Here is a 25,956-nt window from a genome sequence, read left to right as displayed (position 1 = left end):
GGGTCGCTTTTTTCTCTCACGGGGCGCTGGTGGTGGTTGTGTTGGCGACGCTGCTGATGACGGTCGCAGCGCTGTTCACCGAGGTCAACCTCAGCTCCGGCGAACGTGAAGACCGGGCCAATCGCTGGGTGCTGCCGGCCTTCGGGGTGATCGGGATAGCGAGCGGTTTTCTACCCGCCTACACCGACCGGATCGACTTCTGGACCTTCGGCGGCGAAGGCGTGCGTTGGCTCGGAGCGTTGGTGTTCATCATCGGCGGTGCGTTGCGCATGTGGCCGGTGTTTGTGTTGGGCAAGCGCTTTAGCGGACTGGTGGCGATTCAGCCGGGGCATCGCCTTGTGACAGAGGGGATTTATCGCCGTTTGCGTAACCCCAGCTATTTGGGGATGTTGGTGATTGCGGTGGGTTGGGCGCTGGCGTTTCGTTCGGGCGTTGGCCTGTTGCTGGCAGCGTTGACGGTGATCCCGCTGATTGCCCGCATCCACGCGGAAGAGGCGCTGCTGCGGGCGCAGTTTGGCAGTGAATATGAGGCGTATTGCAGCCGTAGCTGGCGGTTGATTCCCGGCCTCTATTAACGACATCGTTCCTGTAGGAGCCAGCTTGCTGGCGATGGTGTGTCAGTCGACATCGATGTGGCTGATAGACCATCGCCAGCAAGCCGGCTCCTACAGGGGAGGTGCTGTTACAAATGAAGCAGGCGGAGATGGCCGTCGGGGTCAACCTGGACGGTGACCGAGTCATAATCGACCATCGTCGCATGCGGCGTTTCGATCGGATGATCGTGAGTCGAGGTAATGATCAACAGATCTGCCCCTGCGGCTTGCGCGGCGAGAATGCCGACGGTGGCATCTTCGAAAATCAGGCAATCAGTCACTTCGACTCCTAAGCGCTTGGCCGCCAATCGATAACCCGCCGGATCGGGTTTGCCGGCGCTGACGTCTTCCGCCGTGACCATCACCGCAGGTTCGGGAATCCCCGCCGCCGCCATCCGGCGAAGCGCGAGCGCTTTGGGCGCAGATGTCACGATAGCCCACTGGCTGGCTGGCAACGACGTCAGGAAGCCCGCCGCCCTGCGCACCTCGACAATTCCCTCGACATCATCGATTTCCGCTTGGGTAATCCACGCTGCTTCAGCCTCGGCATCGACACCCGGCAATGCCTGACGGTTGATGGTGTCGATGGCCCGGACGCCGTGAATGGTCGGCAGAAAAGACTCCACATCCACGCCATGGCGCAAGGCCCAGACGGTCCAGATGCGCTCGGCGGCGGCGATGGAATTGAGGACGGTGCCGTCCATATCGAACAGAAAAGCGCGATAAGGCTTGTTTAAAACCGATGGTTGAGCTGACAAGGATGAGCGTCCTTTTGCAAGAGCCGGGCGAGTTTTGCCGAGCAATGTAGCATTGGCTTGTCCGCCGCGTGTTGTTTCAGCCAACCGTCTTCGACTTCAACGCACCTTCCACGCAATCGAGCAACTGCCCCAGCGCCCAGGGTTTCTTGATGAACGACACCTCATGCCGCACGCCGGAAGTCTGCGGCGTTTCGAAGCCGGACATGATCATGATCGGCTTGCCCGGCCAGCGGTCTCCGAACTGATTGGCCAGATCGGCACCGTTGAGTTTGCCTGGCATGGTGATGTCCGTCAGCAGCAACACCACCTTGTCTGCGTGCTGCTCCAGGTAACCCGCCGCAGCATCCGCGCTGATCTTCGGTTCGACGGTGAAACCCTCCTCCTGAAGAACTTCGCAGAGAAACTCCAGGATCAGCGGGTCATCTTCAACCACAAGAATCAACCCGCCTGGAAGGTTCTCGCCCGCCGTCGATACTGGACACATGACTTTGCCACTCCCTGATTGCCGAATGAATTCGCGGGCTCAAATCCGCTGCCTACAGGTATGAGCAGCGGACTCGGCGGAAATTCATTTTTGATACAGGGAGTCGACGAAATCAGGCGTCCTGCAAAATCAGATCGGCGCCTTTCTGGAATGCAAAAACCTGTAGGAGCGAATCTGCTCGCAAAGACGGCTTAAAATTCAACATCACTGTTGACTGACATGACGCCTTCGCGAGCAGGCTCGCTCCTACAGGGGATCGGGTTGTTTTGGCTTACTGCGACATGTTGTCCTTTTTCATGGCGTCCTTGGACATCTCGTCTTTTTTCATCCCGTCCTTGGACATGGCATCTTTTTTCATCGTGTCCTTGGACATGGAATCCTTTTTCATCATCGAGTCTTTTTTCATGGCGTCCTTGGACATCGAGTCCTTGCTCATGCTGTCCTTGCTCATGCCATCACTGGTTGTCGTCTCGGCGGCAAACACGCTGGCGGCACCTACGGCGAGGCACATGGACAATACGACGGTGGTCAACTTTTTCATGATGAAACTCCTTGAAGCACAGGTTGCGATTGAACGCAGCGTGAGCTGCGCTGTGAAGTTGCCGGGCGCCGTCAGCTGCCACCGAACCAGTTGTAGCCCTGGTCTTCCCAGTAGCCACCGCTGTAGGTGTTGCTGACGAAAATCGCCTGAATATGTTTGGGGTTTTTGTAGCCGAGCTTGGTGGGCATGCGCAGCTTCATCGGGAAGCCGTATTCGCGCGGCAGCACCACGCCGTCATAGGTCAGCGCCAGTAAGGTCTGCGAGTGCAGCGCGGTGGCCATGTCGATGCTGGTGTAGTAATCGTCGGCGCATTTGAAACCGACATATTTGGCATCGGTGTCGGCTCCGACCCGCTTGAGGAAATCGCTGAACCGCACGCCGCCCCAGCGCCCGATCGCGCTCCAGCCTTCGACGCAGATATGCCGGGTGATCTGCTCGTTCTGCGCCATCGCGCGCAGCTCTTCGAGGCGCCAGCTGCGTTTGTCGGCGACCAGTCCGGTGACTTCCAGCCGATAGCTTTCTTCCTCAACGGTCGGCGCCTCGTCGATGCCGTAAAACGCGTTGAAGGGGAACGGCCGGGTGATCATCGACGCCGGATAGGTCGGTGCCAGTGCATTGGGATTGAACAGCCAGCCCTGCACCCGATCGTTGAACCGCGACATGGATGACAACGCGGTCTCGACGCTTTCGTTGTCGGTCAGGTTGCAGCCCGACAGCATGGCCACACCGCCGAGGGTCAGCCCACGCATCAGGAACGAACGGCGCGAGCGGTCTTCGATCTGCGGCGCAATGATTTTCCGGGCGTCTTTGAGGATGGATGACTCATCCAGGCCTTCGATGGGCTTTTTCATACGGGCTCCTTGCGACTGATAATCATGGCCAGCAGCGTTTTGGGAACGAGCGCGACCATCACCAGATGCACCGCGACAAACGCCACCAACAGCGCCATCGCGATGAAATGCACATGCCGCGCTGCTTCGTAACCGCCGAGTAATTCACGCAACAGCGGAAACTGGACGGACTTCCACAACACCAGCCCGGAGACCACCAACAGCGTGATATCGAGCATCACAAACAGGTAAGCCAGCCGTTGCACCTGGTTGTAATGACTCAGGTCGGCATGCCCCAGCCGCCCGCGCAATGCGGCCCACAGGTCCTGCAGAACACCTTTGGGCGACACCGGGAAAAAGCGTCGAGAAAGACGACCGCTGACGAGGTTGATGATCAGGTAGACAAGGCCGTTGATCGCGAGGAACCACATCGCCGCGAAATGCCATTGCAACGCCCCGCCGAGCCAGCCGCCCAGCGTGATGCCTTTCGGGAAACTGAAGTCGTAGAGCGGCGATGCGTTGTAGATGCGCCAACCGCTGGTGACCATGACCAGCACCGCCAGGGCGTTCAGCCAATGGGTCAGGCGCAGCCAGCGCGGATGGGATGAAGCAGGTATCGGCGACATGATCGGCTCCCGGCGGTTGTTGTTATTCGTTGGAGCCGAGTATGGGAGCCGACAGATCGCCAAATCCTCACGTAAAGTTAAATTAACCGTGATAACTACCCTCGCTCCCACAGTGTTTTGTGTTGTCAGCCCAAGGTGTGCATTTGTGGTTAAAATGCCGCCCCCTCAAATGACCGACACCGCCCGATGAACTCAGACGCGCTCACCACCCTCCACGACCATCTGCTGACCGCCCTGGCCGTGGCACCCGCAGAAACCCGCCGACTGTTCCACGGTCGCGGACGGTGCTGGCCGGGGCTGGAGCAATTGACCGTCGACTGGCTGCAAGGCGTGGTGCTCGTGTCATTGTTCAAGGAACCGGAAGCGGCGCAGCTGGAAGCGCTGAAACAGCGGTTGATGGCGCTCACTCAATCGCCGGCGTGGGCGACATCCGGCGCGCATACGTTGGCGCTGCAACATCGCTACCTGCTGCAAAGCACCACCGAATGGCTGGTCGGGGAAGTCATCGATGACATGACCATCACCGAAGGCGGCCTGCGTTATCGCGTGGACCTTGGGCGCAAGCAGAACACCGGGCTGTTTCTCGACATGCGTTACGGCCGCGATTGGGTGCGCGCCAATGCCGAGGGCAAGCGCGTGTTGAACCTGTTTGCCTACACCTGCGGTTTTTCCGTGGCGGCCATCGAGGGCGGTGCCGAACACGTGGTCAACCTGGACATGTCCAGCCCGGCCCTGAACCGTGGCCGCGACAATCACCGGCTCAACGGCCACGACATGAGCAAGGTGAGTTTCCTCGGCCACGACCTGTTCAAGTCCTGGGGCAAGGTGATCGGTAAAGGCCCTTATGACCTGGTGATCATCGATCCGCCGTCCTTCCAGAAAGGCAGTTTTCTTTTGACCAAGGATTACCAGCGCGTGCTGCGTCGGTTGCCGGAATTGCTCACGCCACAGGGCACGGTGCTGGCCTGCATGAACGACCCGGCGTTTGGCGCGGATTTCCTGATTGATGGCGTCATGCGCGAGGCGCCGAGCCTGCGGTTCGAGCAACGGCTGGAGAATCCGCCGGAGTTTCCGGATGCGGATGTCGAGTGCGGGTTGAAGGCGTTGGTTTTCCGGCAGTAATACCGCGCCGCCCCCATCGCGAGCAGGCTCACTCCCACATTGGAATGCGATCGAATGTGGGAGTGAGCCTGCTCGCGATGGGGGCCTGACAGGCAACAAATCTCTTTGATTGGCCAGTCAACGCGGCTGCAACACCAACGCAAACAACTCCCCATGCCCGTTCACGTTGAGCTTGTGATAGACGTTGCGCCGATGCACTTTCACCGTTTCCGGTGAGATCCCCAATTGCTGGGCAATCGCCTTGCTTGAAAAGCCCTGAAGAATCAGGCGCGCCGTTTCGATTTCACGCACCGTCAAACGCGCATCAAAGCGATCCAGCAACGTCGCCAGATCCCCGGCCACGGCTTCGGCAACCGGGCCTTCTGGCGGCATCAATTGCAGGTGACGGCGCATCGCCGCCAGCACCCAGTCACGCACACAAAGCAGACGGCCCTGCTCTTCCAGGGTAAAACGCGTCGAACGGCCGAGTGACAAACCGAGCACGGAATCTTCGACGTTGATCATGAACTGCAACTCGTCGTCGCCCACCACCGAGCGGAAGTAACTCAGGTAGTACTCGCTCTGCTGAAACTGGTCTGGCGCCAGCGATTCGAGGCTGTGCAAGCCATCGGCAATGCCTGCACACGCGGCCTGATAAAACGGATCGAGCAGGTACATGCCGGCGCTGTAACCGGCCAGTTCCTCATGCTCGTCGGCGCTGCCCTTGGCGTCGAAATCGATCAGCAGGCGTGGCACTCGCCCCGGCCGCATCACCGCAACCAATGCGTTGTCCAGCGGCACCAGCAACCGCAGCGTGTCGACCAGTGCGCGCCAGAAACCGTCCCGGCCCAACGCGCCAAACACCCGCGCCAGGCCCTGGTGCACTGGCAACTCTTTCAGCAACGCGTCCACGCTCTACCCCTTTCGAGTAACCCATGATGGGAATGGGTGAGTCCCCGGCCTGCCGATACGCTGCAAGCACCTGTTCATCACCGGCCTGCAGCAGGCCAGGAGTGCCGCATCATGAGTCGTCGCCTTCCACAGATCAATCTCGGGCTGAGCGCCTGTTTGTGCGTTTCGCTGTCGGCGTTGGCTGCCGAAAGCCCGACGGTTCACGTTTACAACTGGTACGACTACATCGGTCCCAACACCCTGCACGACTTCAAGCGCGACACCGGGATCGAGCCGGTTTACGACACCTTCGACAGCGCCGAAGTGCTGGAAGGCAAACTGCTCACCAGCCGCAGCGGCTACGACGTGGTGGTGGCCAGCAACTTCAGCCTGCCGACCCTGATCAAGGCTGGCGCCCTGGCGCCGTTGCCCCACGCGCTGATGCCTGACTTCAAGAACATGGATGCTGACCTGCTGGCGAAACTGGCCAACAACGATCCGGGCAATCAGTACGCCGTGCCGTACCTATGGGGCACCAACGGCATCGGCTACAACGTCGATAAAGTCCGCGCCGCGCTGGGTGACAAGGCACCGGTGGATTCCTGGGAGCTGGTGTTCAACGAAGCCAACCTGGCCAAGCTCGGCCAGTGCGGCGTGGCCATGCTCGACTCGCCGTCGGAGATGCTGCCGGTGGCCCTGCACTACCTAGGCCTGCCGCCCAACAGCACCAATCCCGAGGACTACAAGAAGGCCGAAGCGCTGCTGCTCAAACTGCGTCCGCACATCGCCTATTTCAACTCGTCGAAATTCATCAGCGACCTGGCCAACGGCAACATCTGCGTCGCGGTGGGTTGGTCCGGCGCGATGCTGGAAGCCAAGACCAACGCCGAGCAGGCCAACAATGGCGTGAAGATCGCCTACAGCCTGCCGAAGGAAGGCGCGCCGGTGTGGTTCGACACCCTCGTGTTGCTCAAGGACGCGCCGCACCCGCAGCAGGGGTTGGCCTTCATTGACTATCTGATGCGCCCTGAAGTGATTGCCCCGGTCAGTGATCACCTCAACTACCCCAACGGCAACCGCAGCGCCACGCCGCTGGTGGCCGAAGCGACTCGCAATAACCCGGCGGTGTACCCGTCCGCGCAAGCCTTGGCCACGTTATTCACCCTCCAGCCGCTGCCGCCGGCTACCGAACGCGTGCGCACGCGGATCTGGAGCAAGGTCAAAAACGGTCAGTAATCCACCGCAAAAAACCTGTGGGAGCGAGCCTGCTCGCGATGGCGGTGTGTCAGGCAATGAAGATGTCGACTGACACACCGCCATCGCCGGCAAGCCGGTCTCACTCCCACAGGGATTGCGTTTGGCCCAACGATTTTTTCTGCCACGAATTGAAGATGAGAGAAACAATGAAACCACGTGCCCGCGACCTGAACCTCCAGTTCGGCCAACTGCAACCCGGCCCGCTCAATGCCATCACCGATGTGCCCGGCGTGCGGGTCGGCCACAGTGATGTGCGAGGTCGCACCGCCAACGGTCGCGACATCCTGACCGGCGTCACCGTGATCGAGCCGCGTGCCGGTTCCACCAGCCAGCAACCGTGTTTTGCCGGCGTCCATGTGCTCAACGGCAACGGCGATGCCACAGGTCTGGAATGGATCCGCGAAGCGGGTCTGCTCACCAGCCCGATCGCCTTCACCAACACCCACAGCCTGGGCGTGGTGCGCGATGCGTTGATTGTGCTGGACCGCGAACAGCAACCGGATGACGGGCGACTTTACTGGAACATGCCGGTGGTGCTGGAAACCTTCGACGGCTTGCTCAACGACATCAACGGTTTCCACGTCAAACCCGAGCATGTGGCTCAAGCCCTGCGCACGGCGACAAGCGGGCCGGTGAAAGAAGGTGCGGTGGGTGGCGGCAGCGGCATGATCTGTCACGAATTCAAAGGTGGCATCGGCACCGCTTCGAGACGTTTGAATGCTGCCCAGGGTGGCTGGACAGTGGGCGCCATCGTCCAGGCCAACCACGGCATCCGCAACGAATTACGCGTCGACGGTTACCCGGTCGGGCGCTATATGGAAAAGGCTGACTCACCATTCCTCAAGGCATCGCTGCCGCATCCGGGCATGGGTTCGATTGTGGTGTGCCTGGCCACCGATGCACCGTTGCTGCCACATCAATGCACCCGCCTCGCCCAGCGCGCCAGCCTCGGTCTGGCGCGGACCGGTGGCGGTAACGAAGACCACAGCGGCGATATCTTCATTGCCTTTGCGACCGGCAACGATGTGCCACCGGCTGCTTATGAGAGCAAGAAGGCGCCGACAACCGAGAACCTGAGCATGGTCAACAACGACCACATCAGCGAGTTGTTCCTTGCCGCTACCGAAGCCGTGGAAGAAGCAATCATCAACGCCCTGCTGGCCTGCGACACCGCCGAGGGCAATGGCCATACGGTGCCGGGGCTGGACGCCGAAACACTGCTCAACGCCTTGCGCCGTGCGGGCTGGCCAGGACGCGACTAGCGGTACTTGAGTGCCAAACTCCATCTTCCTACGATGATTCTACGCAGCCGTTTGTTTGCTCAACTCGAGCGGTTGCGTAGGTGGTGAGTGATCTGAACCCCTACCAAGCTCACCGCCTGTTTCACGTGCATCTTGAGCCTCAAGGGCTCTACTTTTTCCCCATCAAAGAGCCTTGAGGCTCTTTTTTTTTTGCATGGGTGACAGACCAGAAAAAGCCCGGCATCTGATCGTAGTCATGCTGTTCAATTGTGATTTTTTTGGATTGGATGGGGGTATATCCGTTGCTGCGGTGATGGCGGCTATTGGTTTCGCCCTTACGGCGAGTCACTTTCGAAAAGCGCGAAAGTAACCAAAGCGCTTTTGCCCCTTTCGTTCGGTGCCTCGCTAATGCTCGGCATGCCCTCGCTCCGGTCCTGCTCCGTGGGCCCGCCGCCATCGGCCATCCCTGGCCGGGGGCGGCTAACCCGGCATCCATGCCGGGTTGCCCACTGCGCAGAACCTCCACTCGGCCTCTCGAGGGGGCGACGACCGCCACAGCCGCCGAGGCGGCCTGAAAGCCGACCTGGCTCTTTGGTCGTGTGCACACTCCCGCACTGTGGTGGCTGCACTAATGTTGGATGTTTGCACATTCCCCCTGTAGGAGCCGGCTTGCTGGCGATGGCGTCCTTTCAGGCGATAAATGCGCGACTGACCCACCGCTATCGCCAGCAAGCCGGCTCCTACAAGGGATTGGGTTCACACGATTCAAAATTGTAGGAGCCAGCTTGCTGGCGATGGACGTCAACGATAACGCGGGCTGTCTGAATGAACGCGTTGTCCAAACGTTTTTCGCCGGCAAGCCGGCTCCTACAGGGATCGGTGTACGCTTTTGATTTCCACCACTCATCAGGCCGAGCGTTAGCTCGCCTTCCGCTTTTGATCTGAGCGCCCCCTCGAGAGGCCGAGCGCAGGTTCTGCGTAGTGGGCAACCCGGCATGGATGCCGGGTTAGCCGCGCACGGCCAAGGATGGCCGATCGCGGCGGGCCCACGGAGCAGGACCGGAGCGAGGGCATGGCGAGCATTAGCGAGCCACCGAACGAAAGGGGCAAGAGCCCTTGGTTACTTGGGGCTCTTCCAAGTGACTCGCCGTAAGGGCGAAACCAATAGCCGCCGTTACCGCAGCAACGGATATGCCCCCATTCAAAACCTCCCGTTAGCGCATGCCCTCCGAACAGCATTGCGCAATCAGGCCAGGCTTTTTTGCTGGTCAACCACCGGAAATCGACCGCCACGCCGCCTGTGCAAGCTCGTCCCTGTACACCTTCGGACTGCCCTTCACCCGACCCGACAACCACGTCCTGCAATAGTTGTCTGCCTGACCAATAATCAGCGACAGCATCAATTCAGCCGGAAAACCTTTCAACTCATCGCCTCTGGCCGAATCCGACAGCCATTCCAGCAATCGCTTGTTGCGCATCTTGTTACGGGTAGCCAGTTCGTCCTTCAAAGGCCCCTTGGTGACAGCAAATCGCGCGTGGTACTGGAACCGCGCCCATTCGGGTTGGCTGTCGACCCAATCCACGTAACTGTGCACCAGCGCATACACACCCTCTTGCGTGGTTTTCGCCTCGCTCAAATAGCTGTCGCGCAGCCTGGCCTGATCATCCAGGGCGGTGAAAAACAGCGCGGCCACCAACCCTTCCTTGTTCCCGAAGTGGTGATAAATCGCGCCCACGCTCGTGTCGCATTCGGCGCGGATCATTTCAATGGTCGTGGCCTCGATCCCCTGCTCGTTGAACAGGGCGAGGGCCTTTCGAAAAATATCGCGCTTGAGTTCGGCGCGTCTTCCGGGGTAGCAGCGCTCGAGTAAATCTGACGTTTCCATGCTCAACACAGTCCCAAAAAATCGATGGTGAAGGCAGATGACTGCCATCGGACACGTGGCGACAGGTTGACAGATTTCCCGTCGACAGAATACTGTTCCGTTACAGAACATTATTCTGTAACGGAACACCATTCTGTTTTAAGCCCCTCAGCGAGGTTTCAAATGAGTCAGTTTCTCAGCATGTTCAACAGCGTGGGCCCGCAAGCATTCAGCAAAATGGCCTGTCAGGTTGCGCCCTACTTCAGCACCATCAACCCGCTGGTCACGGAGTTGCGCAAAGGCTGCGCGACGGTGCAGGTGCCGTTCGCCAAGGAAATCACCAACCACTTGGGCACCGTGCACGCGATCGCGATGTGCAATGCGGCTGAATTGGCGGCGGGAATGATGACCGACGTGTCGATTCCCGAAGGCGCACGCTGGATTCCAAAAGGCATGACGGTGGAGTACCTGGCGAAGGCAAAAACCGGCGTGACGGCGGTGGCCGATGGGGGTTCCGTGGACTGGACCACGGAAGGCGACAAGCTCGTGCCGGTGGATATTCACGACGTCGAGGGGAAGAAGGTGTTCACGGCGCGGATCACCATGAACGTGAAGCTTTCCTGAATTTTGCCATGGTCCAATGTGGGAGCAAGCCCGCTCCCACAGTTGATCGAGTTGTCTGTTGGGGCGCAGTCAGCGCGGCGACTCGCCCAACCGCTCGCGGACAAATTCATTGGCCTTGTGCGTCAATTGATCCAGATGCCGGTCACGCTGCTTTTCCGCATCGAGCATCGCCCGCTTGCCGTGCTTTTGCAGCAGGTACGTATGAATCTGCCGCACCTCCAGCGAGCTGTAGATCGACGCCACGTCGAGCAACCCCATCAACCCGTCAGAGCGATGATCGCGGGTGTTCATCAACACCTGCGTGCCGCGCGTGCCCAGCACCTGAAAGCCCATCGATTCAAACCACGGCACCTTGGCCACCGCGCAGGTCAGCTCGGCATGCGGGTAGCGGCCGACCATTTCCCGCAGCATCCGCCGCGCCACGCCTTGACGCCGATGGCCGGCCTGCACCGCCATGTATGCGACGCCGCACGCCTCTGGATCGTCCTTGATCGGCAGGTACAGCAAGAAGCCGATGACCTGTTCCGGATCGTCCACATCGGTCGCGACCAGCAACTCCACCGCCACCCCTTTCGCCCCGTTCAGCGCCTCCAGATAGAGGTGAACCTCATAGCCGATCGCGTACTGGTAAACGTTGTACAACAGGTTGCTCGGCGGGATGGCGACCATGCTGATGTCGGTCAGGTTATCGACCACCATCTGCAGAATCTGGCTGGTGAGGTGCTCGGGGCACGGAGTTTTGAAATGGGTAATCTGGGGCATTGAGGCTCTGCTCTGACTCTGGCGGCGGACGCGCCTATCATAACGCGCCGACGAGACCGGGGTGGCGTGTCAGTTGGCAGTCATGCCGAGTGACTATGGAAATCAACTGCAGGAGCCGGCTTGCCGGCGATGAGGCCAACGACAACACCTCCTCACCGGACGGGGCAATGGGGAATAACACCCTCCCCAAGACTGAGGAATATCCCCCAACTGTTAACTCTCGTTAACACTTCCCACGCATATCACTGAACCTAACGCGATGATTTATCTGACAATCTCGTTAGTGGCTCAGCTTTTGCGTCGATTTTTGCGCATGTGCCGACACCACGACACGCCCCCAGAGAACCACCATGAAAAGCTCAGCTCCTGTGAACAAGTCGCCCGGCTTTTTCCGGACGCCGGGCATTACTCTGGTGATGCTGATGACTTTCAGCCTGTCTGCGGTGAATGCCGCTCCGCTCGATGATTTCGGGCCACCGCCTCCGACCGATCCGTCAGCCTTCCATAACCCGCCTGCCGACCCTAAGGCAGCCCTGGAAGCACTGAAAAATCTTCCCCCGGCCAATCAAGGTGCCCTGGCCTTGCCCAACGGCGTGTTCGGCGACCGAAACACGCCGCGTGCCGACAACGTACTGCCGCCCGCCGCGCAGACGTCGTTCAACTACCCCACCAACGGCAAACCCAGCCCCTTGTTCGGGGCCGAACCATTCACTCAACAACTGCTGCTGTTTGAAGAGTTCGGCTCAGAAGCACTCGACCCGACTACCCCGCCGCAGACGCTGACATTCCCCGTGCCAACCCTCGGCCCGGCGCCCCAGCAGGATCCGAACAACGTCGCCCGCAGCGGCCCGTCAAGTGCAGCGCTCGAAGCCTTCCTGCGCCAGCCGGGGTTGTCCCCGTTTCCGTCGCAGTTTTCCAATGTACTGGACCGCAACCCGTGGAAGGCGCAGATCGAAGCCTTCCTCAACCGGCATCCGGTGGGCTCGCCGGCGGAGGGTCGGCCACCGGGAAAAGGCTGGTCGCATCAACGCTGGAACGAGTTCTTCCCGCAGGTTCAGTTCAAGACTGTTCAAGCCGGTGCCAGAACCAACCAAGGCCTGCGTGACGCCCAACAATTGCACCACTACAACAAGGGTGAATTCGCCCCCGGCGGGCTCTACTACCAAACTTCGGACATCCCGGCGACAGCGGGCACCACTCGCGGTATCGACGTGCGTTTTCATTCAAGAATGCCGGTGCAGAATCACAACTCGCTGTGGACATTCGGCGGCACCGTGCCGGCCAAATTGCTGATGGTCCGTTACGGTCAAGCGTTGCTGATGCGCCATTACAACGCCCTGCCAATCGACCCCGCTGCCAACGCCGGTTTTGGCCTGCACACCCTCAGCACCCACGAACACAATGGGCACTCGCCGGCTGAAAGCGATGGCTTTACCAATGCATTTTTCTTTCCGGGGCAGTTCTACGATTATCGCTGGCCGCTGCAACTGGCCGGCTACGACACGATCAACACCAAGGCGCAGGATCCGCGTGCAGCCTTCCCCTGCTCACCGGGCGAAAAACTCTTCGTCAACGATGTCAGTCCGGGTCTCAAGACCTGCGAAAACGGCAGCATAAAAATCCGAGGCGACTGGCGCGAGACCATGAGCAGCCACTGGTTCCACGACCACATGCTCGATTTCACCGCGCAGAATGTCTACAAGGGCAATGCGGCAATGATGAATTACTACAGCGCTGTGGATCGCGGCAACGAAGCGATCGAGGACGGCGTCAACCTGCGTTTTCCCAGCGGTTCGGCGATGCCTTGGGGCAACCGCGACTACGACGTGAACCTGCTGATCTCCGATAAGGCCTGGGACGAGAACGGCCAGTTGTGGTTCAACCCGTTCAACACCGACGGCTTTCTCGGGGATCAGATGCTGGTCAACTGGCAGTACCAGCCGAGCCTGAAAGTCCGCGCGCGCAGCTATCGTTTCCGCATTCTCAACGGCTCGGTGTCGCGCTATTTCAAGCTGGCGCTGGTACGAGAAATCAGCGGCAATGGCGGTGAATTTCCGGGGCCTGCCGGTTCTGGGGTTTCCTATAATCGGGTGCCGCTCCACCTGATTGCCAACGACGGCAATATCATGGAACACGCCGTGCCGTTCGACGGCAGCATGGACCTGGATGGTGACGGCGATAAGACGAATAACAATGCGATCCTGCCAACCATGGGCATCGCCGAACGTTTCGACATCATCGTCAACTTCTCGAAAAACGGGATCAAGGTCGGCGACAAGCTGTACTTCGTCAACCTGCTGGTGCACGAAGACGGCAAGGGCCCGGAGGAGCCCGCCCCCCTGGCTGACGTGCTGTCCGAGAAGTACAAGGCCGTCATCAAGCAAACCAGCAATGGCCCGAAATGGGACAGGGGCGACCCGCTGGTTGGCAAATTCCTGCAACTGTTGGTTCAGCCCTACAGTGGTCAGGACGTGGCCATGGACCCGGCAGCCTTTGTGCCTGGCGGCAAGACGATGATCCCGTTGCCCATCGATCGCGACAACCCGAACGACCAGGCCAGGCTCAACGTGGCGCGGCATCGGGAGTTCATTTTCGGTCGCTCCGATGGCACCGATGAAGCACCGTGGACGATCAAGACCGATGGCGGCCCCGGCTTTCCCATGGACCCGCGCCGCATCAGTGCCGCACCGCAACTGGCCAGCGGCCCCACGGACGCCGGGTTCTCCGGCGACGGCACCCTCGAAGTGTGGAAAATCAAGAACGGCGGCAATGGCTGGAACCACCCGGTGCATGTGCATTTCGAAGAAGGCGTCATTCTCAGTCGCGACGGCAAGGCACCGCCGGAATGGGAAAAATGGGCACGCAAGGACGTCTTTCGTATTGGCGAAGGCGTCGACAGTTCAGTGGATGTCGACGTAGCGCTCCACTTCCGCGAGTTCGCCGGCACCTACATGGAGCACTGCCACAACACTCAGCACGAGGACACGTCGATGCTGCTGCGCTGGGATTCCGAGCATCCGGGGCAGTTCCAGTTGATGCCAACGCCGATACCGGGTTGGGACGGCGTCACCTTCGTCAACTCCGTGGCACTGCCGACTTTCCGCACTGGCGTTGACGGCGATGATAATGAAGGCCCGAACAAAAAACCCGTGGCCAACAATGACAGCGCCACGAGCAGTAACGGCCTGCCAGTGACCATCAGCGTGCTGGCCAACGACACTGACCCGGACGGTAACCTGCCGCTCAAGGTTGTCGGCCTGACTCAGCCGGATTCGGGCCAGGGCTCCGTGAGCACCGACGGCATTCGAGTGTTCTATATGCCACCGACCATTGTTGCGGCGCCGTTCACTGCGGTGTTTACCTACGAAGCCAGTGACAACCTTGGCGCCGTCTCGGACAAACCGGCGACGGTGTCCGTGGCGGTCAGCGCTGCGGCGGCGGTGAATGAAACGTTGTTGGTCACCCGCGCTTCCGTCAACGTGCGCAGCAACAATCGCTATACCTGGGACGTGACCGGGACGACCTCGCGGGCGGCGGGCAACAGCATCACCGTCAGTGCGTCGACCACGGGCGGCCAGCTCAATCTGGGAACCGCGACGCTCACGCCGAACGGTACGGGTGCACGCTGGAGACTGTCCGTTACCACCACCGGCAACGGCCCGACACCGAGCCCGACCATCACCGTTCGCTCAGCGCTCGGGAAGACCGTTACAGCGCCAATTGCCGTGCATTAAAACGGCCACGCTTTGACGTCTGGTCAGCCACACCGCGTCGCCCGGATCGCCAGCAAGCCGGCTCCTACAGGTTCGGTGGTGTGTCAGGTGAATACTGATCCTTGTAGGAGCCGGCTTGCTGGCGATGGGGCTTGCGCGGTGTATCAGATACACCGCCATCGCTGGCAAGCCAGCTCCTACAGGTTCGGTGGTGTGTCAGGTGAATACAGATCCTTGTAGGAGCCAGCTTGCTGGCGATGGGGCTTGCGCGGTGTATCAGATACACCGCCATCGTTGGCAAGCCGGCTCCTACAGGTTCGGTGGTGTGTCAGGTGAATACAGATCCTTGTAGGAGCCGGCTTGCTGGCGATGGGGCTTGCGCGGTGTATCAGATACGCCGCCATCGCTGGCAAGCCAGCTCCTACAGGTTCGGTGGTGTGTCAGGTGAATACAGATCCTTGTAGGAGCCGGCTTGCTGGCGATGGCGCTTGCGCGGTGAATCCGATACACCGCCATCGCTGGCAAGCCGGCTCCTACAGGTTCGGTCGTGTGTCAGGTGCATACAGATCCTTGTAGGAGCCGGCTTGCTGGCGATTCAGGCGACGTGGTGTGTCAGCTCAGCGGGTGTTACCACTGATACGTCGCGCTCGCCTGAACGGTGCGCTGTGCGCCATACCAGCACCACGAGTAGGAATAGCACGACGCCACGTACTCTTTGTTGGCCAGGTTGCTGGCGTTCACCGCCAGGCGCAGGTTGTCCTTGAGGCTGTTGATGTGCGGGATGTCGTAGTGCACTGCCGCATCCAGCAGCGTGTAACCCGGCACCTTCAGCGTGTTGGCAGTGTCGCCCCAGGAGGAACCGACGTAACGCGCCCCGCCGCCGACACCGAAGCCTTTCGCGACGCCGTCGTGGAAGGTGTAATCCGCCCAGACCGAGGCCGTATGACGCGGCACGCCATAGTTGGTGGTGCCTTTCGCCGGCACTGCCGGGCCGACGGCGATGTCGGTCAGCGGCGCGTAGCTCACGGTGCTGTTGGACTTGGTGATGCGGTTGTCCAGATAAGCGTACGCGGCGGTGATGTCCAGGTTGTCATTCAGGCTGGCCTTGCCTTCGAGTTCGAAACCACGGGAGCGCACTTCACCGCTCTGTTCCTGGCAACGCCCGGTGCCGCACAGGTGCGTCGGATCCGGATCAAGTGTCGGCACGTTGCTTTGGCGCAGGTCGAAGACCGACGCAGTGATAAAGCTGTTGCTGCCCGGTGGCTGGTACTTGATCCCCACTTCGTATTGCTGGCCCTCGGTCGGTTTGAACACCGAACCACCATAGCCGGTGCCCGACTGCGGTTCGAAGGATTCGGCATAGCTGATGTACGGCGACAGGCCGTTATCGAACAGATAGACCAGCCCCACGCGACCGGTGAACGCCTCGCTGTCCAGAGAGGTTTTGGTCTTGACGTTGTTGCGCAAGTTCATCGAGCTGTTGTTGTTGGTCGCCCAGTCGTAGCGCCCCCCCATCAGCAACACCCACTTGTCCCATTTGATCTGGTCTTGCAGGTACAAGCCCTTCTGCTGGTTACGCTGTGTCGCGTCGGTGGTGAACGCCGGTGTGACGACAGGAACACCGTAGACCGGGTCAAAGATATCCAGCGTCGGCCCCGTGCCGAAACCGGACTTGGTATCCGTACTGGTGTTCTGATAATCGCCACCCAACAGCACCGTGTGTTGCACCGGTCCGGTGTCGAATCTGGCCTGTACCTGGTTATCCAGGGTGTAGGCATCCAGGTCGACGTCTGTGGCAATGGTCGACCGGTTGGAGGTGCGGTAATCGGCGCGCAGGTTGCTGTTGTAGAGGCTGCGATAAACGCCTTCGCTGCGCAGGTAACGCGCGTTCTGACGCAAGGTCCAGACGTCGTTGAGGTGATGTTCGAACAAGTAACCGATGGAGAAATACTCGCGGTCACTCTTCTCGAAATCCTTGTCGCCGTCATAGAAATCGACATCGATGTCACGCCCGGTCGGGCTGTGCAACACCGAGCCCCACGCCGGTGTCGAACCGTACGAAGCCGCCTTCGGGTCTTTCTGGAAATGCCCCAGCAGCGTCAGCGACGTGTCATCGCTCGGGCGCCAGGTGAACGCCGACGAAATGGACTGACGCTGGGTTTCGGTGTGTTCCAGTTGACCATCGGCCTCGTCGTACAGACCGGCCAGGCGATAGGAGTAAACGCCCTGGTCGTCGAGCGGGCCGCTCAAATCGAAGGTCGTGCGTTTCTTGTCGAAGGTGCCGTACTCGACGCCGATTTCATGGAACGGCGTATCCAGCGGCCGCTTGCTGACCATGTTCACCACACCGCTGGGGCTGGCCTGACCGTACAGCACCGACGACGGCCCGCGCAAAACGTCCACGCGCTCCAGATCAAACGAGTCCTTTTGCGGCGAGGCATCGCGACTGCCCGGCATGCGCAAGCCGTCCAGATACACGGCCGGGGAAAAACCACGGATGGTCATCTGATCCAGTCGCGAAGCGGTAGAGCCACGGGTTTCGGGAATCACACCGGCGGTGTAACGCAAGATCTGGTTGAGGTTCTCCGCGCCCTGGGCCCGCATCTGGTCCTTGGTGACCACGGAAATCGACTGCGGTGTTTCGTTCAGCGCCGTATCGGTCTTGGTCGCCGACAGCGCGCGCGTCGCGACATAACCCGCCACCGGGCCGGTCGGACTTTCACTCGCATACGCGCCGTTGATGTTGGTGGCCTGCAACTCCAGAGAACCTTCGACCGCCTCGGGTGCAGGTTCGATGCGATAGCGCGAGGCCGATAGCGCGATGGCGTTGAGGCCGCTGCCCTGGAGCAATTGGGCAAGTGCGTCGCCGGTGCTGAATGGTCCGCTCAGGCCATTGCTGCGTTTACCGCGCGTCAAGGCCGGGTCGAAGGCCAACACCAGGTCCGCCTGCTCGGCCAGGCTGTTCAGCGCCTGACTCAAATCCCCGGCCGGGATCGAAAAACTGCGGACAGCACTGGTGTGTGAACCCGCGACCGGCGATTCGGCAGCCAGCAGCGGCGCCGCGACAAAAGCCATCGCCACTGAAAGCGCCAGTGGGTGCAACGGACGAGCAAAGCGAGACATGAGAAATCCTGCGAAATGGAAGGCGTTACTAACCATGACGGCCATGTCGGAAAAACAGACAATGAATGCGAGCGATTTGCATTAATATTTTTTGAAACCCCGAAACCCTGTAGGAGCGAGCCTGCTCGCGATGGCGGTGGGTCATACAGACCGTGTCGTCTGGATCGCCAGCAAGCCGGCTCCTACAGGTTGGGGTGAAACGGTATTGATGCCTTCCTCAACCTTGTAGGAGCTGGCTTGCCAGCGATGGCGGTGGGTCAGACAGACCGTGTCGTCTGGATCGCCGGCAAGCCGGCTCCTACAGGGTTGGGGTGTCAGAGGGGTTTGATCACCACCAGCAGATCGGTGAAGTGCTCGACCTGGATCGGCAGGTTGTCCGCCAGTGTCGCGAGCGCAGCATCGGTGTCGTCGAGGCGGAACACGCCGGAGACGCGCAGCCCTTGCAGCGCCTGTTCGTCGTAGCGCACCAGGCCCCGTCGGTAACCGGCGAGGGCCTGAAGCACTTCGCTCAAGGGGCGGTCATCGACTTTGAGCAAGCCCCGGGTCCAGGCATCCGGGTGGGCGTTGCCGATCGGTTTCGGTGCTTGCGCCCGGCCCTCTCTGAGGGTGGTTTGCTCGCCCGCCGCGACGTTCACCGCCTCGGCGCCGTTGGCTTTGGCGGCAACCACAGACTCCAGCACACTGACCACGGTCGAACCATCGGCTGCACGTTTCACCAGATATCGCGTGCCCAGTGCCGTCGCCGTCCCCTGATCAGTGCGCACCACAAACGGACGCCGGGCGTCCTTGGCCACCTCGACCCACATCTCCCCTTCCAACAACTCGATGACGCGCTGCTGGCCGTCGAACTTCACGTCCAGCGCCGAATGACTGTTGAGCTGAATATGGCTGCCGTCCGAAAGCACCACCTCGCGCCGCTCGCCCACGCCGGTACGTTGATCGGCGAGCCAGACCGGCATGTTGTCCAGGCCGATCCAGCCACAGACCAACACACCCAGCAGCGCAATCGCCTGGGCGCCACGGCCCGACACTCTCGGGCCCGGCCGGGCAAAGGCATGCTTGAGGGCAACGCGTGCGGGGGCGGCAGGCAGCTCGTCAAAACCGCCCCACAAAGCCCGCATGCGATCCAGGGCGAGCGCGTGGCGCGGGTCGGCTTCGCACCAGACATCGAAAGCCACACGTTCGGCGTCGGTAGCCAAATCGTCGTGCAACAACGTCAGCCAGTAAGCCGCCTCAAGGATCATCTGCTCGGAGGGTGGTTGGATGTTCGTCACGACGGCTGTTCCGCCCCGTACAAGGTGTTGTAGCAATGGACGAGCGCACCGGCGACGTAGTTCTTGACCGTGCTGGCGGACACTTTCAGTTCAATCGCGATCTCGCTGTAGGTAAGGCCGTCGAGCCGGCTGAGCAGGAACGCCTCACGGTTCTTGTCTGGCAACCCGGCGAGCATCACGGCGATTTTTTCCAGCGCCTCAAGCGCCACATGGATCGCTTCGGGGTCAGGCATGCCGGCGTCATGCGCCTGGATCGCCAGCGCCTCAAGGTACGCCTGCTCGATCCGCCGGCGTCGGGCGCCATCAATCAACAAGCGCCCTGCCATGGTCGCCAGAAACGCCCGCGGCTCTTTGATGGTGTGAGGCTCGGCGAGGGTGAGCACGCGAATGAACGCGTCATGGGCCAGATCGGCCGCACGTTGCGAACAGCCGAGTTTTTTCCGTAGCCAGCCATGCAACCAGGAATGGTGATCGCTATAGAGGTCGGTGAACGTCCGCTGACGACGGGCAACGTCGTCATCAGCCACGGAAAAATCGCGCATACGCAAAAATTTCTCAAATAAGAAAGATTACCAGTAGCGCGAACGATGACAGCAAAACCATGGCAGAGCAAGCGACGTAAAGCCGCGGTGAATCAGAACACTGCGCAGCACGCTGAACAGCTATTGCTCCGGCGCAACCATCCGGAACCTGATGTTGATATCGTCGGAAACCACCGTATCCCCCCACTCGCCTTCACCGATTTTGAAGTCGCTGCGCTTGAGTGTCAGCTGGCCATCGAATATGCCGATGGCTTTCTGGGACTTCAGCAGGACCGGCACTTGCACCGTGCGCGTTATTTTCTTGAGGGTGAGATTGCCGGTGATCAAGTAACGGTTGTTGCTCAACGCTTTTACAGCGGTCGATTCAAACGTCGCCTTCGGATAAGTGGCCGTGTCGAACCACGCGGGCTTTTTCAGCTCTTCGTTGGCGTCACTGCTTCCGGCATCGATGCTGTCGAGTTCGATCGTGAACACGGCGTGGGCTGCCGAGGGGTTCGCCGTGTCGAAATCCAGCGTGCCTTCGAACTTGCCGAACGTGCCGTAGACCCGTGAGCTGAACTGTTTGTAGGTGAAAGAGATCGTGCTGGCGGTCTCATTCACCTGTTTGTATTCGATGGCATCGGCGCACGGCAACGCGCCGAGCGTGAGCGCGACAAGCACGGCGGCGGAACGCGGGAAACGAAGGTTCATGGGATTCTCCGGCAGGACGCCCTGGTGCAGTGAAGTGCTGCACGCAGAGGCCAGCCACAGGTGGACTAAAGCAAAAATTCGCCGTTTGCGCCATGGGTGCACCGCCGGCCCGACCACCTGTCGCGCAACCCTTTTACGCACCGGATGCCTGAGTCATGCAGGTGTTTAATGGGTGTTCCATTCACCGCAACGGGAGACGGGTCATGAAAATCGTCGTCATCGGAGGGACTGGACTGATCGGCAGTCAACTGTGCAAAAACCTGCGGGCACTGGGGCATGAAGCGCTGGCAGCGTCACCAAGTACCGGCGTCAACGTCATCAGTGGCGAAGGACTGAAGGAAGCCTTGAAAGGCGCAGACGTGGTGGTGGACGTGGCGAACTCGCCCTCATTCGAGGATCACGCGGCGTTGCATTTTTTCGAAACGGCCGGGAAAAACCTGTTCGCGGCGGAGAAAATCGACGGCGTCAAACACCATGTTGCACTGTCGGTGGTCGGCACCGAGCGCATGCTCGAAAGTGGTTACTTCCGGGCGAAAATGGCTCAGGAAAAACTCATCAAACACTCGGGCATTCCTTACACGATCCTGCGCGCCACGCAGTTCTTCGAGTTCATCGGTGCCATTGCCTACTCGGGTCGCGAAGACGGCAACACCATCCACCTGACCCCTGCCGCACTGCAACCGATTGCCTCGCTCGATGTCGCCACGGCGCTGACCGATATCGCCTTGAAAGCGCCAGACAACCAGACCCTGGAAGTCGCCGGGCCGGATCGCAGGCCAATCGTTGAATTCGTGAGCCAGTATCTGCAGCACATCAAAGACCCGCGCGAGGTCGTCCCGGATGACACGGTTCCTTACTTCGGTGCGCCCATCAACGATCAGTCACTGACGCCGGGAGCGAATCCGATCGTGGGCGCGACACGTTTTGAACATTGGCTGAAGAGCACATTGGCGCCCAATTGACGCTTATCGATGTTGCCCGGGCCGGCGGCCGGTTCGACTCGCCTGGCGAAGTCGAACCGGTCGTGCGGTGCATCACTCGGTGATGACGTTCAACGTCACGTCGATGTTGCCGCGGGTGGCTTTGGAGTACGGGCAGATCTCGTGGGCGCCATGCGCCAGTTTCGTTGCGACCTCGTTCGACAGGCCCGGTACGCGCAGGGTCAATCGCCCCTGGATGAAGTACGCCTGGCCGGTCTGGCCCAAATCAACTTCGATGTCTACCGCCGTGTCGGCCGGCAGTGTCACGTTCAACTCCTTGGCCACCAGGCCGACGGCGGCGCTATAGCAGGCCGACCAGGCGCCGGAGAACAATTGCTCGGCGGTCGGGTGCGGCAGAATGTTCGAAAACTGGTGCGCCGGTTTTGCGCTGCCGGGCGAGGACAGCACGATGTCGAGGTTGCCGTTGTGGCCGCGCGACGTGTTGCCGGCTGCGCTAGGGGTGGTGTGGGTTTTGCCGGTGGCCAGGACTTTTTCGATCTTGCTCATGATGAATGCTCTCAATTAGGGATTTGTTTTTCGCGTGCGCTTTTATCGCACGCGATGTTTTGACAATAATTAAACGGTGAGGACGTTCAGTGCCACATCAATATTGCCGCGTGTTGCTTTCGAGTATGGGCAGATCTGATCAGCGGTGTGCGCCAGCGTGGTGGCGATGTCGTGTGGCAGGCCAGGTACGCGCAGAGTCAAACGAGCCTGAAGGAAGTAGGCCGGGCCGGTTTGCCCCAGATCGACTTCGATGTCGACGGAGAAGTCCGCTGGCAGCACCACGTTCAAATCATTGGCCACCAGACCGACGGCTGCGGTGTAGCACGCCGACCATGCACCGGCGAACAGTTGCTCGGCAGCCGGGTGCGGCTGGGTGCCGGCAAACACATGAGCGGGTTTGGCGCTGCCGGGTGTCGACAGAGTGATGTCGAGGCTGCCGTTGTGGCCGCCGGAGGTGTTGCCGGCAGCGCTGGCGGTGGTGTGGGTTTTGCCGGTGGCCAGGACTTTTTCGATCTTGCTCATGGGGTGAATCCTCGATGTTGCGATAGGTTTGATTTAGTGTCGTATTCGATTGTGTCGCATGCGATGGATGAATATTCACGCAGATGCCGGCGATGGCGCCCTCAAGATCAACGCAACTTCCAGCCAAAAAAAATGGGCCACCCTGCAACGGATGACCCATCTCTCAAACCCCAAATGTTTACGCCGCCCCACTCCCCTGCCGCTGCCACGCCCGCGTCAACAAACCGATGACCTCGGCATCCGCAGTCTGGGAAAAATCCACGTACCAATGCCCGATCGACATAAACCAATCAGCAGTGATCGGGCACACCAACTCGTCCACCTCACCGCGCAGCGCCTCCGCCGTTTCAACCGGCGCCACCGGCACCGCGACGACAATGCGCGCCGGCGCCTGTGCGCGCACCGCGTGAATCGCCGCCCTCATCGAAGCGCCCGTCGCCAGGCCATCGTCAATCAGAATCACCACCTGATCCTTGAGCTGCACCGGCGCGCGCGTTCCGCGATACACCTGCTCACGCCGCAGCAGTTCGCGGGTTTCCCGTGCGACCACAGCATCGAACGCGGCCTGATCAATCGGGTGTGCCCGCAGCGTATGCTCATTGAGGATTTGAATACCGCCGCTGGCAATCGCGCCCATCGCCAGCTCCTGATGGGTCGGAACGCCCAGTTTGCGCACCAGCATCAGGTCGAGGCGAACGTCCAGCGCGGTCGCCACTTCATACGCCACCGGCACACCGCCACGGGGCAAGGCGAGGACGATGACATCGGGGCGATGCGCGTACTTGAGCAACGGCGCCACCAGCCGCCGACCGGCATCGGCGCGGTCTTGCAGAATGGTTGTCGATGAAGGACTCATGTGGAAAACCTCCCCAGGCGATCAAGCCTGTCGGTTTACATCACCGTCACTCTGGATTGTCAGTCCGAAGGTGGACGACAGCAAGCCCGCCGGCCTACACCGACGACTCGACTTTCTGGAGCAACTTTTGACGCAAAAAAAAAAGAGCCACCCTGTTACGGGTGGCCCTCTTTTTAAACCGGAGGTGTCCGGAAAGTTTAGCGAACGTTACAACTTAGCAAGCACTCGCAACAGCCCGCTGCGGCACCACATCGTCGTTCTGTTTTATCACTCGTTGAGTCAATGCCAGCATTGCCAGGAAACCCAGTGCAATCAACAGCGGATACGCCATCAACAGTTCAGAGAGTGAATACTTCCAGGCCAACGGGCGTCCGACACCCAGCAGGGCCGCATACATCCAGGACACCGCTGACAGCGAGCCGCAGAACAGCGCCAGCATCCGAGCGCTAAACTCGAGCTTGAGCAGCGATCCGGCCTTCTGCATAGCCGGCAACACCAGGCGATGCAACAAGATGCCGTTGTACGTCAGCAACATGACAATGATCACTTTGGCTTGAAGTTTCGGGTTCATGAAGTACTCGACTCCCTTCTCCAGGTAATCAATACCCACAATTGCAATACCGGTGACCCACAACGCAATCAATGCAACAACGACAGACGTCTGGAGACTTTCCAGATGCGCATTATCGTGTTCCGAAAACACCTTGCCCTTCAACAAGTTCTTAACCATGGCTATATCACTGGTCAACACCAAACCAATGGCAACACAACAGGCGACCAAGTGAGCATAAACAACACCCAACCGCACAAATTCCATACACTCTTTGTTTTCGACCAGACTCATAATTGTATTTATAGACACGGTACTTCTCCAACTGATTATACAGTGCGAATCATTAGTTCAGCGGGGCTCTAATCGAGTTACAGGCCCTACGAGATCCGACTGATAAAAGACAAGCCAAATCAGTGATTTGGCGCGGCTGAACCGATTAATTTGCCCGGCAAATCAAGTTCGGCTATTTGTTGGCTCCTGAATTTCAGGTAAAAAAATCCTCATTTGCATTCAATGCATATGAGGTTCGGGATCCACTTCTCTTTCTGCAGCTGCAGGGGCAGGTCATGGCGACGTGCTGAAGTATCAGAGGGCATTAAAGCAAAAATGTTCATTTTTCGTGCAAACCACCGACAAACGGTTAGTTCAGAAGAAACAACTCGCCTCGATGGATAATACCCAACTTCCCTGAAAGCCACGTGACAACTGGCCTGGTAAATTACTTGAGGCCTTAGATTCTTCCATTGGATCCATTAGTTGTTACCTCACTAACGATATCTGCAATAGAGACCAACTCGCATTCGGTGCCCCTCCAACTAAAACAGTCATACTTATTAGGGCCAGGATTGAAATAAAGGATCCAATCTACACCAGGCGTTCAATCTTCTGATGTTGCCACACTAGTTTGTAATACAACGTTTGCAATATCAGCATCCCCAAATACGCCACCGGAAACGCCATCCACACACCCTGCAACCCGAACTGCCCGTCCAGCACATACGCCATCGGCAACTGCACGCCAAGCACGCACACAATCGAAATCGCCATCGGCACCAACACCGTGCCGCTGGCCCGCATGATCCCGCCGACAATCGCCTGAAAGCCAAACACCAACAGGCTCCAGAGCATGATGTGCAACAAGTGCTCGGCCTTCGCCCGAGTCAAATCGTCCGTCAGAAACAACCCAAGCAACCAGTGCGACAACAGGTAACCCAACACCACCAACCCACCGGTCAGGCACACATTGATCAACAACCCCGTGCGCAGAATCGGCCCCATCCGCTCAATGCGCCCTGCCCCAATCGCCTGCGCCCCAAGAATCGACGCCGTGATCGCAATCGACAACGCCGGAAACTGCACATAATTGACGATCTGCGTCACCGCCCCATACGCCGCCGTCGCCTGCGACCCGTGCTGATTCACCAGCGCCAGAATCACCAACTCCGACACCGACAACACCACCATCTGCAACCCGGTCGGCAAACCAATGCGCAACACCTTGCCGAGAATCACCCGATCCAGGCGCATCGCCGCAAACATCTCCCGATCCGGCGCCAACGGATGCCCCCGCCGAATCAACCGCCACGCCAGCCACCCCATCGCCGACAAATTCCCCACCAACCC

Annotated in this window: 25 protein-coding genes; 7 read left to right on the top strand and 18 right to left on the bottom strand. The window is 59.7% G+C overall.

Features of this window, described 5'->3' with window-relative positions; all coding sequences use genetic code 11:
- Nucleotides 1-575: methyltransferase family protein (locus KGB27_RS23965; protein ID WP_223556557.1), on the top strand; the 575-nt coding region annotated here is incomplete at its 5' end.
- Between the two features lie 107 nt (nt 576-682).
- Here KGB27_RS23965 and KGB27_RS23960 read toward each other — a convergent pair.
- The 5 genes from KGB27_RS23960 to KGB27_RS23940 all read right to left on the bottom strand — a co-directional run bounded on the left by KGB27_RS23960 (nt 683) and on the right by KGB27_RS23940 (nt 3,832).
- Nucleotides 683-1,351: an HAD-IA family hydrolase gene (locus tag KGB27_RS23960; RefSeq protein ID WP_223556561.1), complete on the bottom strand. Its 669-nt coding sequence runs from the start codon at nt 1,349-1,351 to the stop codon at nt 683-685.
- A gap of 76 nt (nt 1,352-1,427) precedes the next feature.
- Nucleotides 1,428-1,835: a response regulator gene (locus KGB27_RS23955; RefSeq protein ID WP_207286501.1), complete on the bottom strand. Its 408-nt coding sequence runs from the start codon at nt 1,833-1,835 to the stop codon at nt 1,428-1,430.
- A 271-nt stretch (nt 1,836-2,106) separates the two neighbouring features.
- Complete coding sequence (locus KGB27_RS23950; protein WP_008033131.1) at nt 2,107-2,376, bottom strand: pentapeptide MXKDX repeat protein; 270 nt, start codon at nt 2,374-2,376, stop codon at nt 2,107-2,109.
- 71 nt (nt 2,377-2,447) lie between these two features.
- On the bottom strand, nt 2,448-3,227 hold the full coding sequence (locus KGB27_RS23945) for a molybdopterin-dependent oxidoreductase (protein ID WP_223556555.1): 780 nt from the start codon (nt 3,225-3,227) through the stop codon (nt 2,448-2,450).
- Complete coding sequence (locus KGB27_RS23940; protein WP_223556554.1) at nt 3,224-3,832, bottom strand: cytochrome b/b6 domain-containing protein; 609 nt, start codon at nt 3,830-3,832, stop codon at nt 3,224-3,226. The genes KGB27_RS23945 and KGB27_RS23940 overlap by 4 nt, the downstream gene beginning before the upstream one ends.
- Nucleotides 3,833-4,018: 186 nt before the next feature.
- Here KGB27_RS23940 and KGB27_RS23935 point away from each other — a divergent pair, with 186 nt between their 5' ends.
- Nucleotides 4,019-4,954: a class I SAM-dependent methyltransferase gene (locus tag KGB27_RS23935; protein WP_223556553.1), complete on the top strand. Its 936-nt coding sequence runs from the start codon at nt 4,019-4,021 to the stop codon at nt 4,952-4,954.
- A 117-nt stretch (nt 4,955-5,071) separates the two neighbouring features.
- On the opposite strand, the gene KGB27_RS23930 is transcribed toward KGB27_RS23935, so the two are convergent.
- Nucleotides 5,072-5,845 (bottom strand): helix-turn-helix transcriptional regulator, encoded by a 774-nt coding sequence (locus tag KGB27_RS23930; RefSeq protein WP_207286512.1) that lies wholly within the window; start codon nt 5,843-5,845, stop codon nt 5,072-5,074.
- Nucleotides 5,846-5,956: 111 nt separating this feature from the next.
- On the opposite strand from KGB27_RS23930, the gene KGB27_RS23925 reads away from it, so the two are divergent.
- Both KGB27_RS23925 and KGB27_RS23920 read left to right on the top strand, forming a co-directional pair.
- Nucleotides 5,957-7,060, top strand: coding sequence for a polyamine ABC transporter substrate-binding protein (locus KGB27_RS23925; protein ID WP_223556552.1), 1,104 nt, complete (start codon nt 5,957-5,959; stop codon nt 7,058-7,060).
- A 167-nt stretch (nt 7,061-7,227) separates the two neighbouring features.
- Complete coding sequence (locus KGB27_RS23920; protein ID WP_223556551.1) at nt 7,228-8,343, top strand: P1 family peptidase; 1,116 nt, start codon at nt 7,228-7,230, stop codon at nt 8,341-8,343.
- Nucleotides 8,344-9,590: 1,247 nt separating this feature from the next.
- On the opposite strand, the gene KGB27_RS23915 is transcribed toward KGB27_RS23920, so the two are convergent.
- A complete protein-coding gene (locus KGB27_RS23915; RefSeq protein WP_223481738.1) occupies nt 9,591-10,208 on the bottom strand; it encodes a TetR/AcrR family transcriptional regulator in 618 nt (205 codons plus the stop codon).
- 162 nt (nt 10,209-10,370) lie between these two features.
- Here KGB27_RS23915 and KGB27_RS23910 point away from each other — a divergent pair, with 162 nt between their 5' ends.
- Nucleotides 10,371-10,811: a hotdog fold domain-containing protein gene (locus tag KGB27_RS23910; RefSeq protein ID WP_223481736.1), complete on the top strand. Its 441-nt coding sequence runs from the start codon at nt 10,371-10,373 to the stop codon at nt 10,809-10,811.
- Nucleotides 10,812-10,880: 69 nt separating this feature from the next.
- Here the strand turns inward: KGB27_RS23910 and KGB27_RS23905 are convergent, their stop codons facing one another.
- Nucleotides 10,881-11,573 (bottom strand): GNAT family N-acetyltransferase, encoded by a 693-nt coding sequence (locus tag KGB27_RS23905; RefSeq protein ID WP_008034576.1) that lies wholly within the window; start codon nt 11,571-11,573, stop codon nt 10,881-10,883.
- A 350-nt stretch (nt 11,574-11,923) separates the two neighbouring features.
- On the opposite strand from KGB27_RS23905, the gene KGB27_RS23900 reads away from it, so the two are divergent.
- Nucleotides 11,924-15,307: an Ig-like domain-containing protein gene (locus KGB27_RS23900; RefSeq protein ID WP_223556550.1), complete on the top strand. Its 3,384-nt coding sequence runs from the start codon at nt 11,924-11,926 to the stop codon at nt 15,305-15,307.
- Nucleotides 15,308-15,707: 400 nt separating this feature from the next.
- Here the strand turns inward: KGB27_RS23900 and KGB27_RS23895 are convergent, their stop codons facing one another.
- From KGB27_RS23895 to KGB27_RS23875, 5 genes are all read right to left on the bottom strand, one after another.
- Nucleotides 15,708-15,848: a hypothetical protein gene (locus KGB27_RS23895; protein WP_223556549.1), complete on the bottom strand. Its 141-nt coding sequence runs from the start codon at nt 15,846-15,848 to the stop codon at nt 15,708-15,710.
- A 65-nt stretch (nt 15,849-15,913) separates the two neighbouring features.
- Complete coding sequence (locus KGB27_RS23890; RefSeq protein ID WP_207286540.1) at nt 15,914-18,409, bottom strand: TonB-dependent siderophore receptor; 2,496 nt, start codon at nt 18,407-18,409, stop codon at nt 15,914-15,916.
- A gap of 314 nt (nt 18,410-18,723) precedes the next feature.
- Nucleotides 18,724-19,653, bottom strand: a complete 930-nt coding sequence (locus tag KGB27_RS23885) for a FecR family protein (RefSeq protein WP_223556559.1) — start codon at nt 19,651-19,653, stop codon at nt 18,724-18,726.
- 26 nt (nt 19,654-19,679) lie between these two features.
- Nucleotides 19,680-20,225, bottom strand: a complete 546-nt coding sequence (locus KGB27_RS23880; RefSeq protein WP_192496261.1) for a sigma-70 family RNA polymerase sigma factor — start codon at nt 20,223-20,225, stop codon at nt 19,680-19,682.
- 120 nt (nt 20,226-20,345) lie between these two features.
- Nucleotides 20,346-20,915 (bottom strand): YceI family protein, encoded by a 570-nt coding sequence (locus KGB27_RS23875; protein WP_223556547.1) that lies wholly within the window; start codon nt 20,913-20,915, stop codon nt 20,346-20,348.
- A 203-nt stretch (nt 20,916-21,118) separates the two neighbouring features.
- Here KGB27_RS23875 and KGB27_RS23870 point away from each other — a divergent pair, with 203 nt between their 5' ends.
- On the top strand, nt 21,119-21,877 hold the full coding sequence (locus KGB27_RS23870) for an SDR family oxidoreductase (RefSeq protein ID WP_008040598.1): 759 nt from the start codon (nt 21,119-21,121) through the stop codon (nt 21,875-21,877).
- 72 nt (nt 21,878-21,949) lie between these two features.
- Here the strand turns inward: KGB27_RS23870 and KGB27_RS23865 are convergent, their stop codons facing one another.
- From KGB27_RS23865 to KGB27_RS23845, 5 genes are all read right to left on the bottom strand, one after another.
- The gene (locus KGB27_RS23865) at nt 21,950-22,402 is read right to left on the bottom strand and encodes an Ohr family peroxiredoxin (RefSeq protein ID WP_008040597.1); all 453 of its coding nucleotides are present in this window, start codon (nt 22,400-22,402) and stop codon (nt 21,950-21,952) included.
- A 69-nt stretch (nt 22,403-22,471) separates the two neighbouring features.
- Nucleotides 22,472-22,924 (bottom strand): Ohr family peroxiredoxin, encoded by a 453-nt coding sequence (locus tag KGB27_RS23860; RefSeq protein WP_008030850.1) that lies wholly within the window; start codon nt 22,922-22,924, stop codon nt 22,472-22,474.
- A 178-nt stretch (nt 22,925-23,102) separates the two neighbouring features.
- Nucleotides 23,103-23,780, bottom strand: coding sequence for a phosphoribosyltransferase (locus tag KGB27_RS23855; protein WP_223556546.1), 678 nt, complete (start codon nt 23,778-23,780; stop codon nt 23,103-23,105).
- A gap of 214 nt (nt 23,781-23,994) precedes the next feature.
- Nucleotides 23,995-24,642 (bottom strand): hypothetical protein, encoded by a 648-nt coding sequence (locus KGB27_RS23850; protein ID WP_008040595.1) that lies wholly within the window; start codon nt 24,640-24,642, stop codon nt 23,995-23,997.
- 555 nt (nt 24,643-25,197) lie between these two features.
- The coding region (locus KGB27_RS23845) for an MATE family efflux transporter (RefSeq protein WP_263290137.1) at nt 25,198-25,956 on the bottom strand (759 nt) is incomplete at its 5' end.

The organism is Pseudomonas sp. BF-R-01 (assembly GCF_019946615.1).
GTDB lineage: Bacteria > Pseudomonadota > Gammaproteobacteria > Pseudomonadales > Pseudomonadaceae > Aquipseudomonas > Aquipseudomonas migulae.
This window is presented reverse-complemented; position numbering and strand designations above follow the sequence as displayed.

Coding starts and splice junctions, on each gene's coding strand:
- KGB27_RS23920 (WP_223556551.1), top strand. CDS start 7,228: ATGAAACCACGTGCCCGCGACCTGAACCTCCAGTTCGGCCAACTGCAA.
- KGB27_RS23875 (WP_223556547.1), bottom strand. CDS start 20,915: ATGAACCTTCGTTTCCCGCGTTCCGCCGCCGTGCTTGTCGCGCTCACG.
- KGB27_RS23950 (WP_008033131.1), bottom strand. CDS start 2,376: ATGAAAAAGTTGACCACCGTCGTATTGTCCATGTGCCTCGCCGTAGGT.
- KGB27_RS23915 (WP_223481738.1), bottom strand. CDS start 10,208: ATGGAAACGTCAGATTTACTCGAGCGCTGCTACCCCGGAAGACGCGCC.
- KGB27_RS23900 (WP_223556550.1), top strand. CDS start 11,924: ATGAAAAGCTCAGCTCCTGTGAACAAGTCGCCCGGCTTTTTCCGGACG.
- KGB27_RS23905 (WP_008034576.1), bottom strand. CDS start 11,573: ATGCCCCAGATTACCCATTTCAAAACTCCGTGCCCCGAGCACCTCACC.
- KGB27_RS23870 (WP_008040598.1), top strand. CDS start 21,119: ATGAAAATCGTCGTCATCGGAGGGACTGGACTGATCGGCAGTCAACTG.
- KGB27_RS23880 (WP_192496261.1), bottom strand. CDS start 20,225: ATGCGCGATTTTTCCGTGGCTGATGACGACGTTGCCCGTCGTCAGCGG.
- KGB27_RS23855 (WP_223556546.1), bottom strand. CDS start 23,780: ATGAGTCCTTCATCGACAACCATTCTGCAAGACCGCGCCGATGCCGGT.
- KGB27_RS23935 (WP_223556553.1), top strand. CDS start 4,019: ATGAACTCAGACGCGCTCACCACCCTCCACGACCATCTGCTGACCGCC.
- KGB27_RS23940 (WP_223556554.1), bottom strand. CDS start 3,832: ATGTCGCCGATACCTGCTTCATCCCATCCGCGCTGGCTGCGCCTGACC.
- KGB27_RS23895 (WP_223556549.1), bottom strand. CDS start 15,848: ATGCACCTGACACACGACCGAACCTGTAGGAGCCGGCTTGCCAGCGAT.
- KGB27_RS23945 (WP_223556555.1), bottom strand. CDS start 3,227: ATGAAAAAGCCCATCGAAGGCCTGGATGAGTCATCCATCCTCAAAGAC.
- KGB27_RS23890 (WP_207286540.1), bottom strand. CDS start 18,409: ATGTCTCGCTTTGCTCGTCCGTTGCACCCACTGGCGCTTTCAGTGGCG.
- KGB27_RS23885 (WP_223556559.1), bottom strand. CDS start 19,653: ATGATCCTTGAGGCGGCTTACTGGCTGACGTTGTTGCACGACGATTTG.
- KGB27_RS23955 (WP_207286501.1), bottom strand. CDS start 1,835: ATGTGTCCAGTATCGACGGCGGGCGAGAACCTTCCAGGCGGGTTGATT.
- KGB27_RS23910 (WP_223481736.1), top strand. CDS start 10,371: ATGAGTCAGTTTCTCAGCATGTTCAACAGCGTGGGCCCGCAAGCATTC.
- KGB27_RS23865 (WP_008040597.1), bottom strand. CDS start 22,402: ATGAGCAAGATCGAAAAAGTCCTGGCCACCGGCAAAACCCACACCACC.
- KGB27_RS23860 (WP_008030850.1), bottom strand. CDS start 22,924: ATGAGCAAGATCGAAAAAGTCCTGGCCACCGGCAAAACCCACACCACC.
- KGB27_RS23925 (WP_223556552.1), top strand. CDS start 5,957: ATGAGTCGTCGCCTTCCACAGATCAATCTCGGGCTGAGCGCCTGTTTG.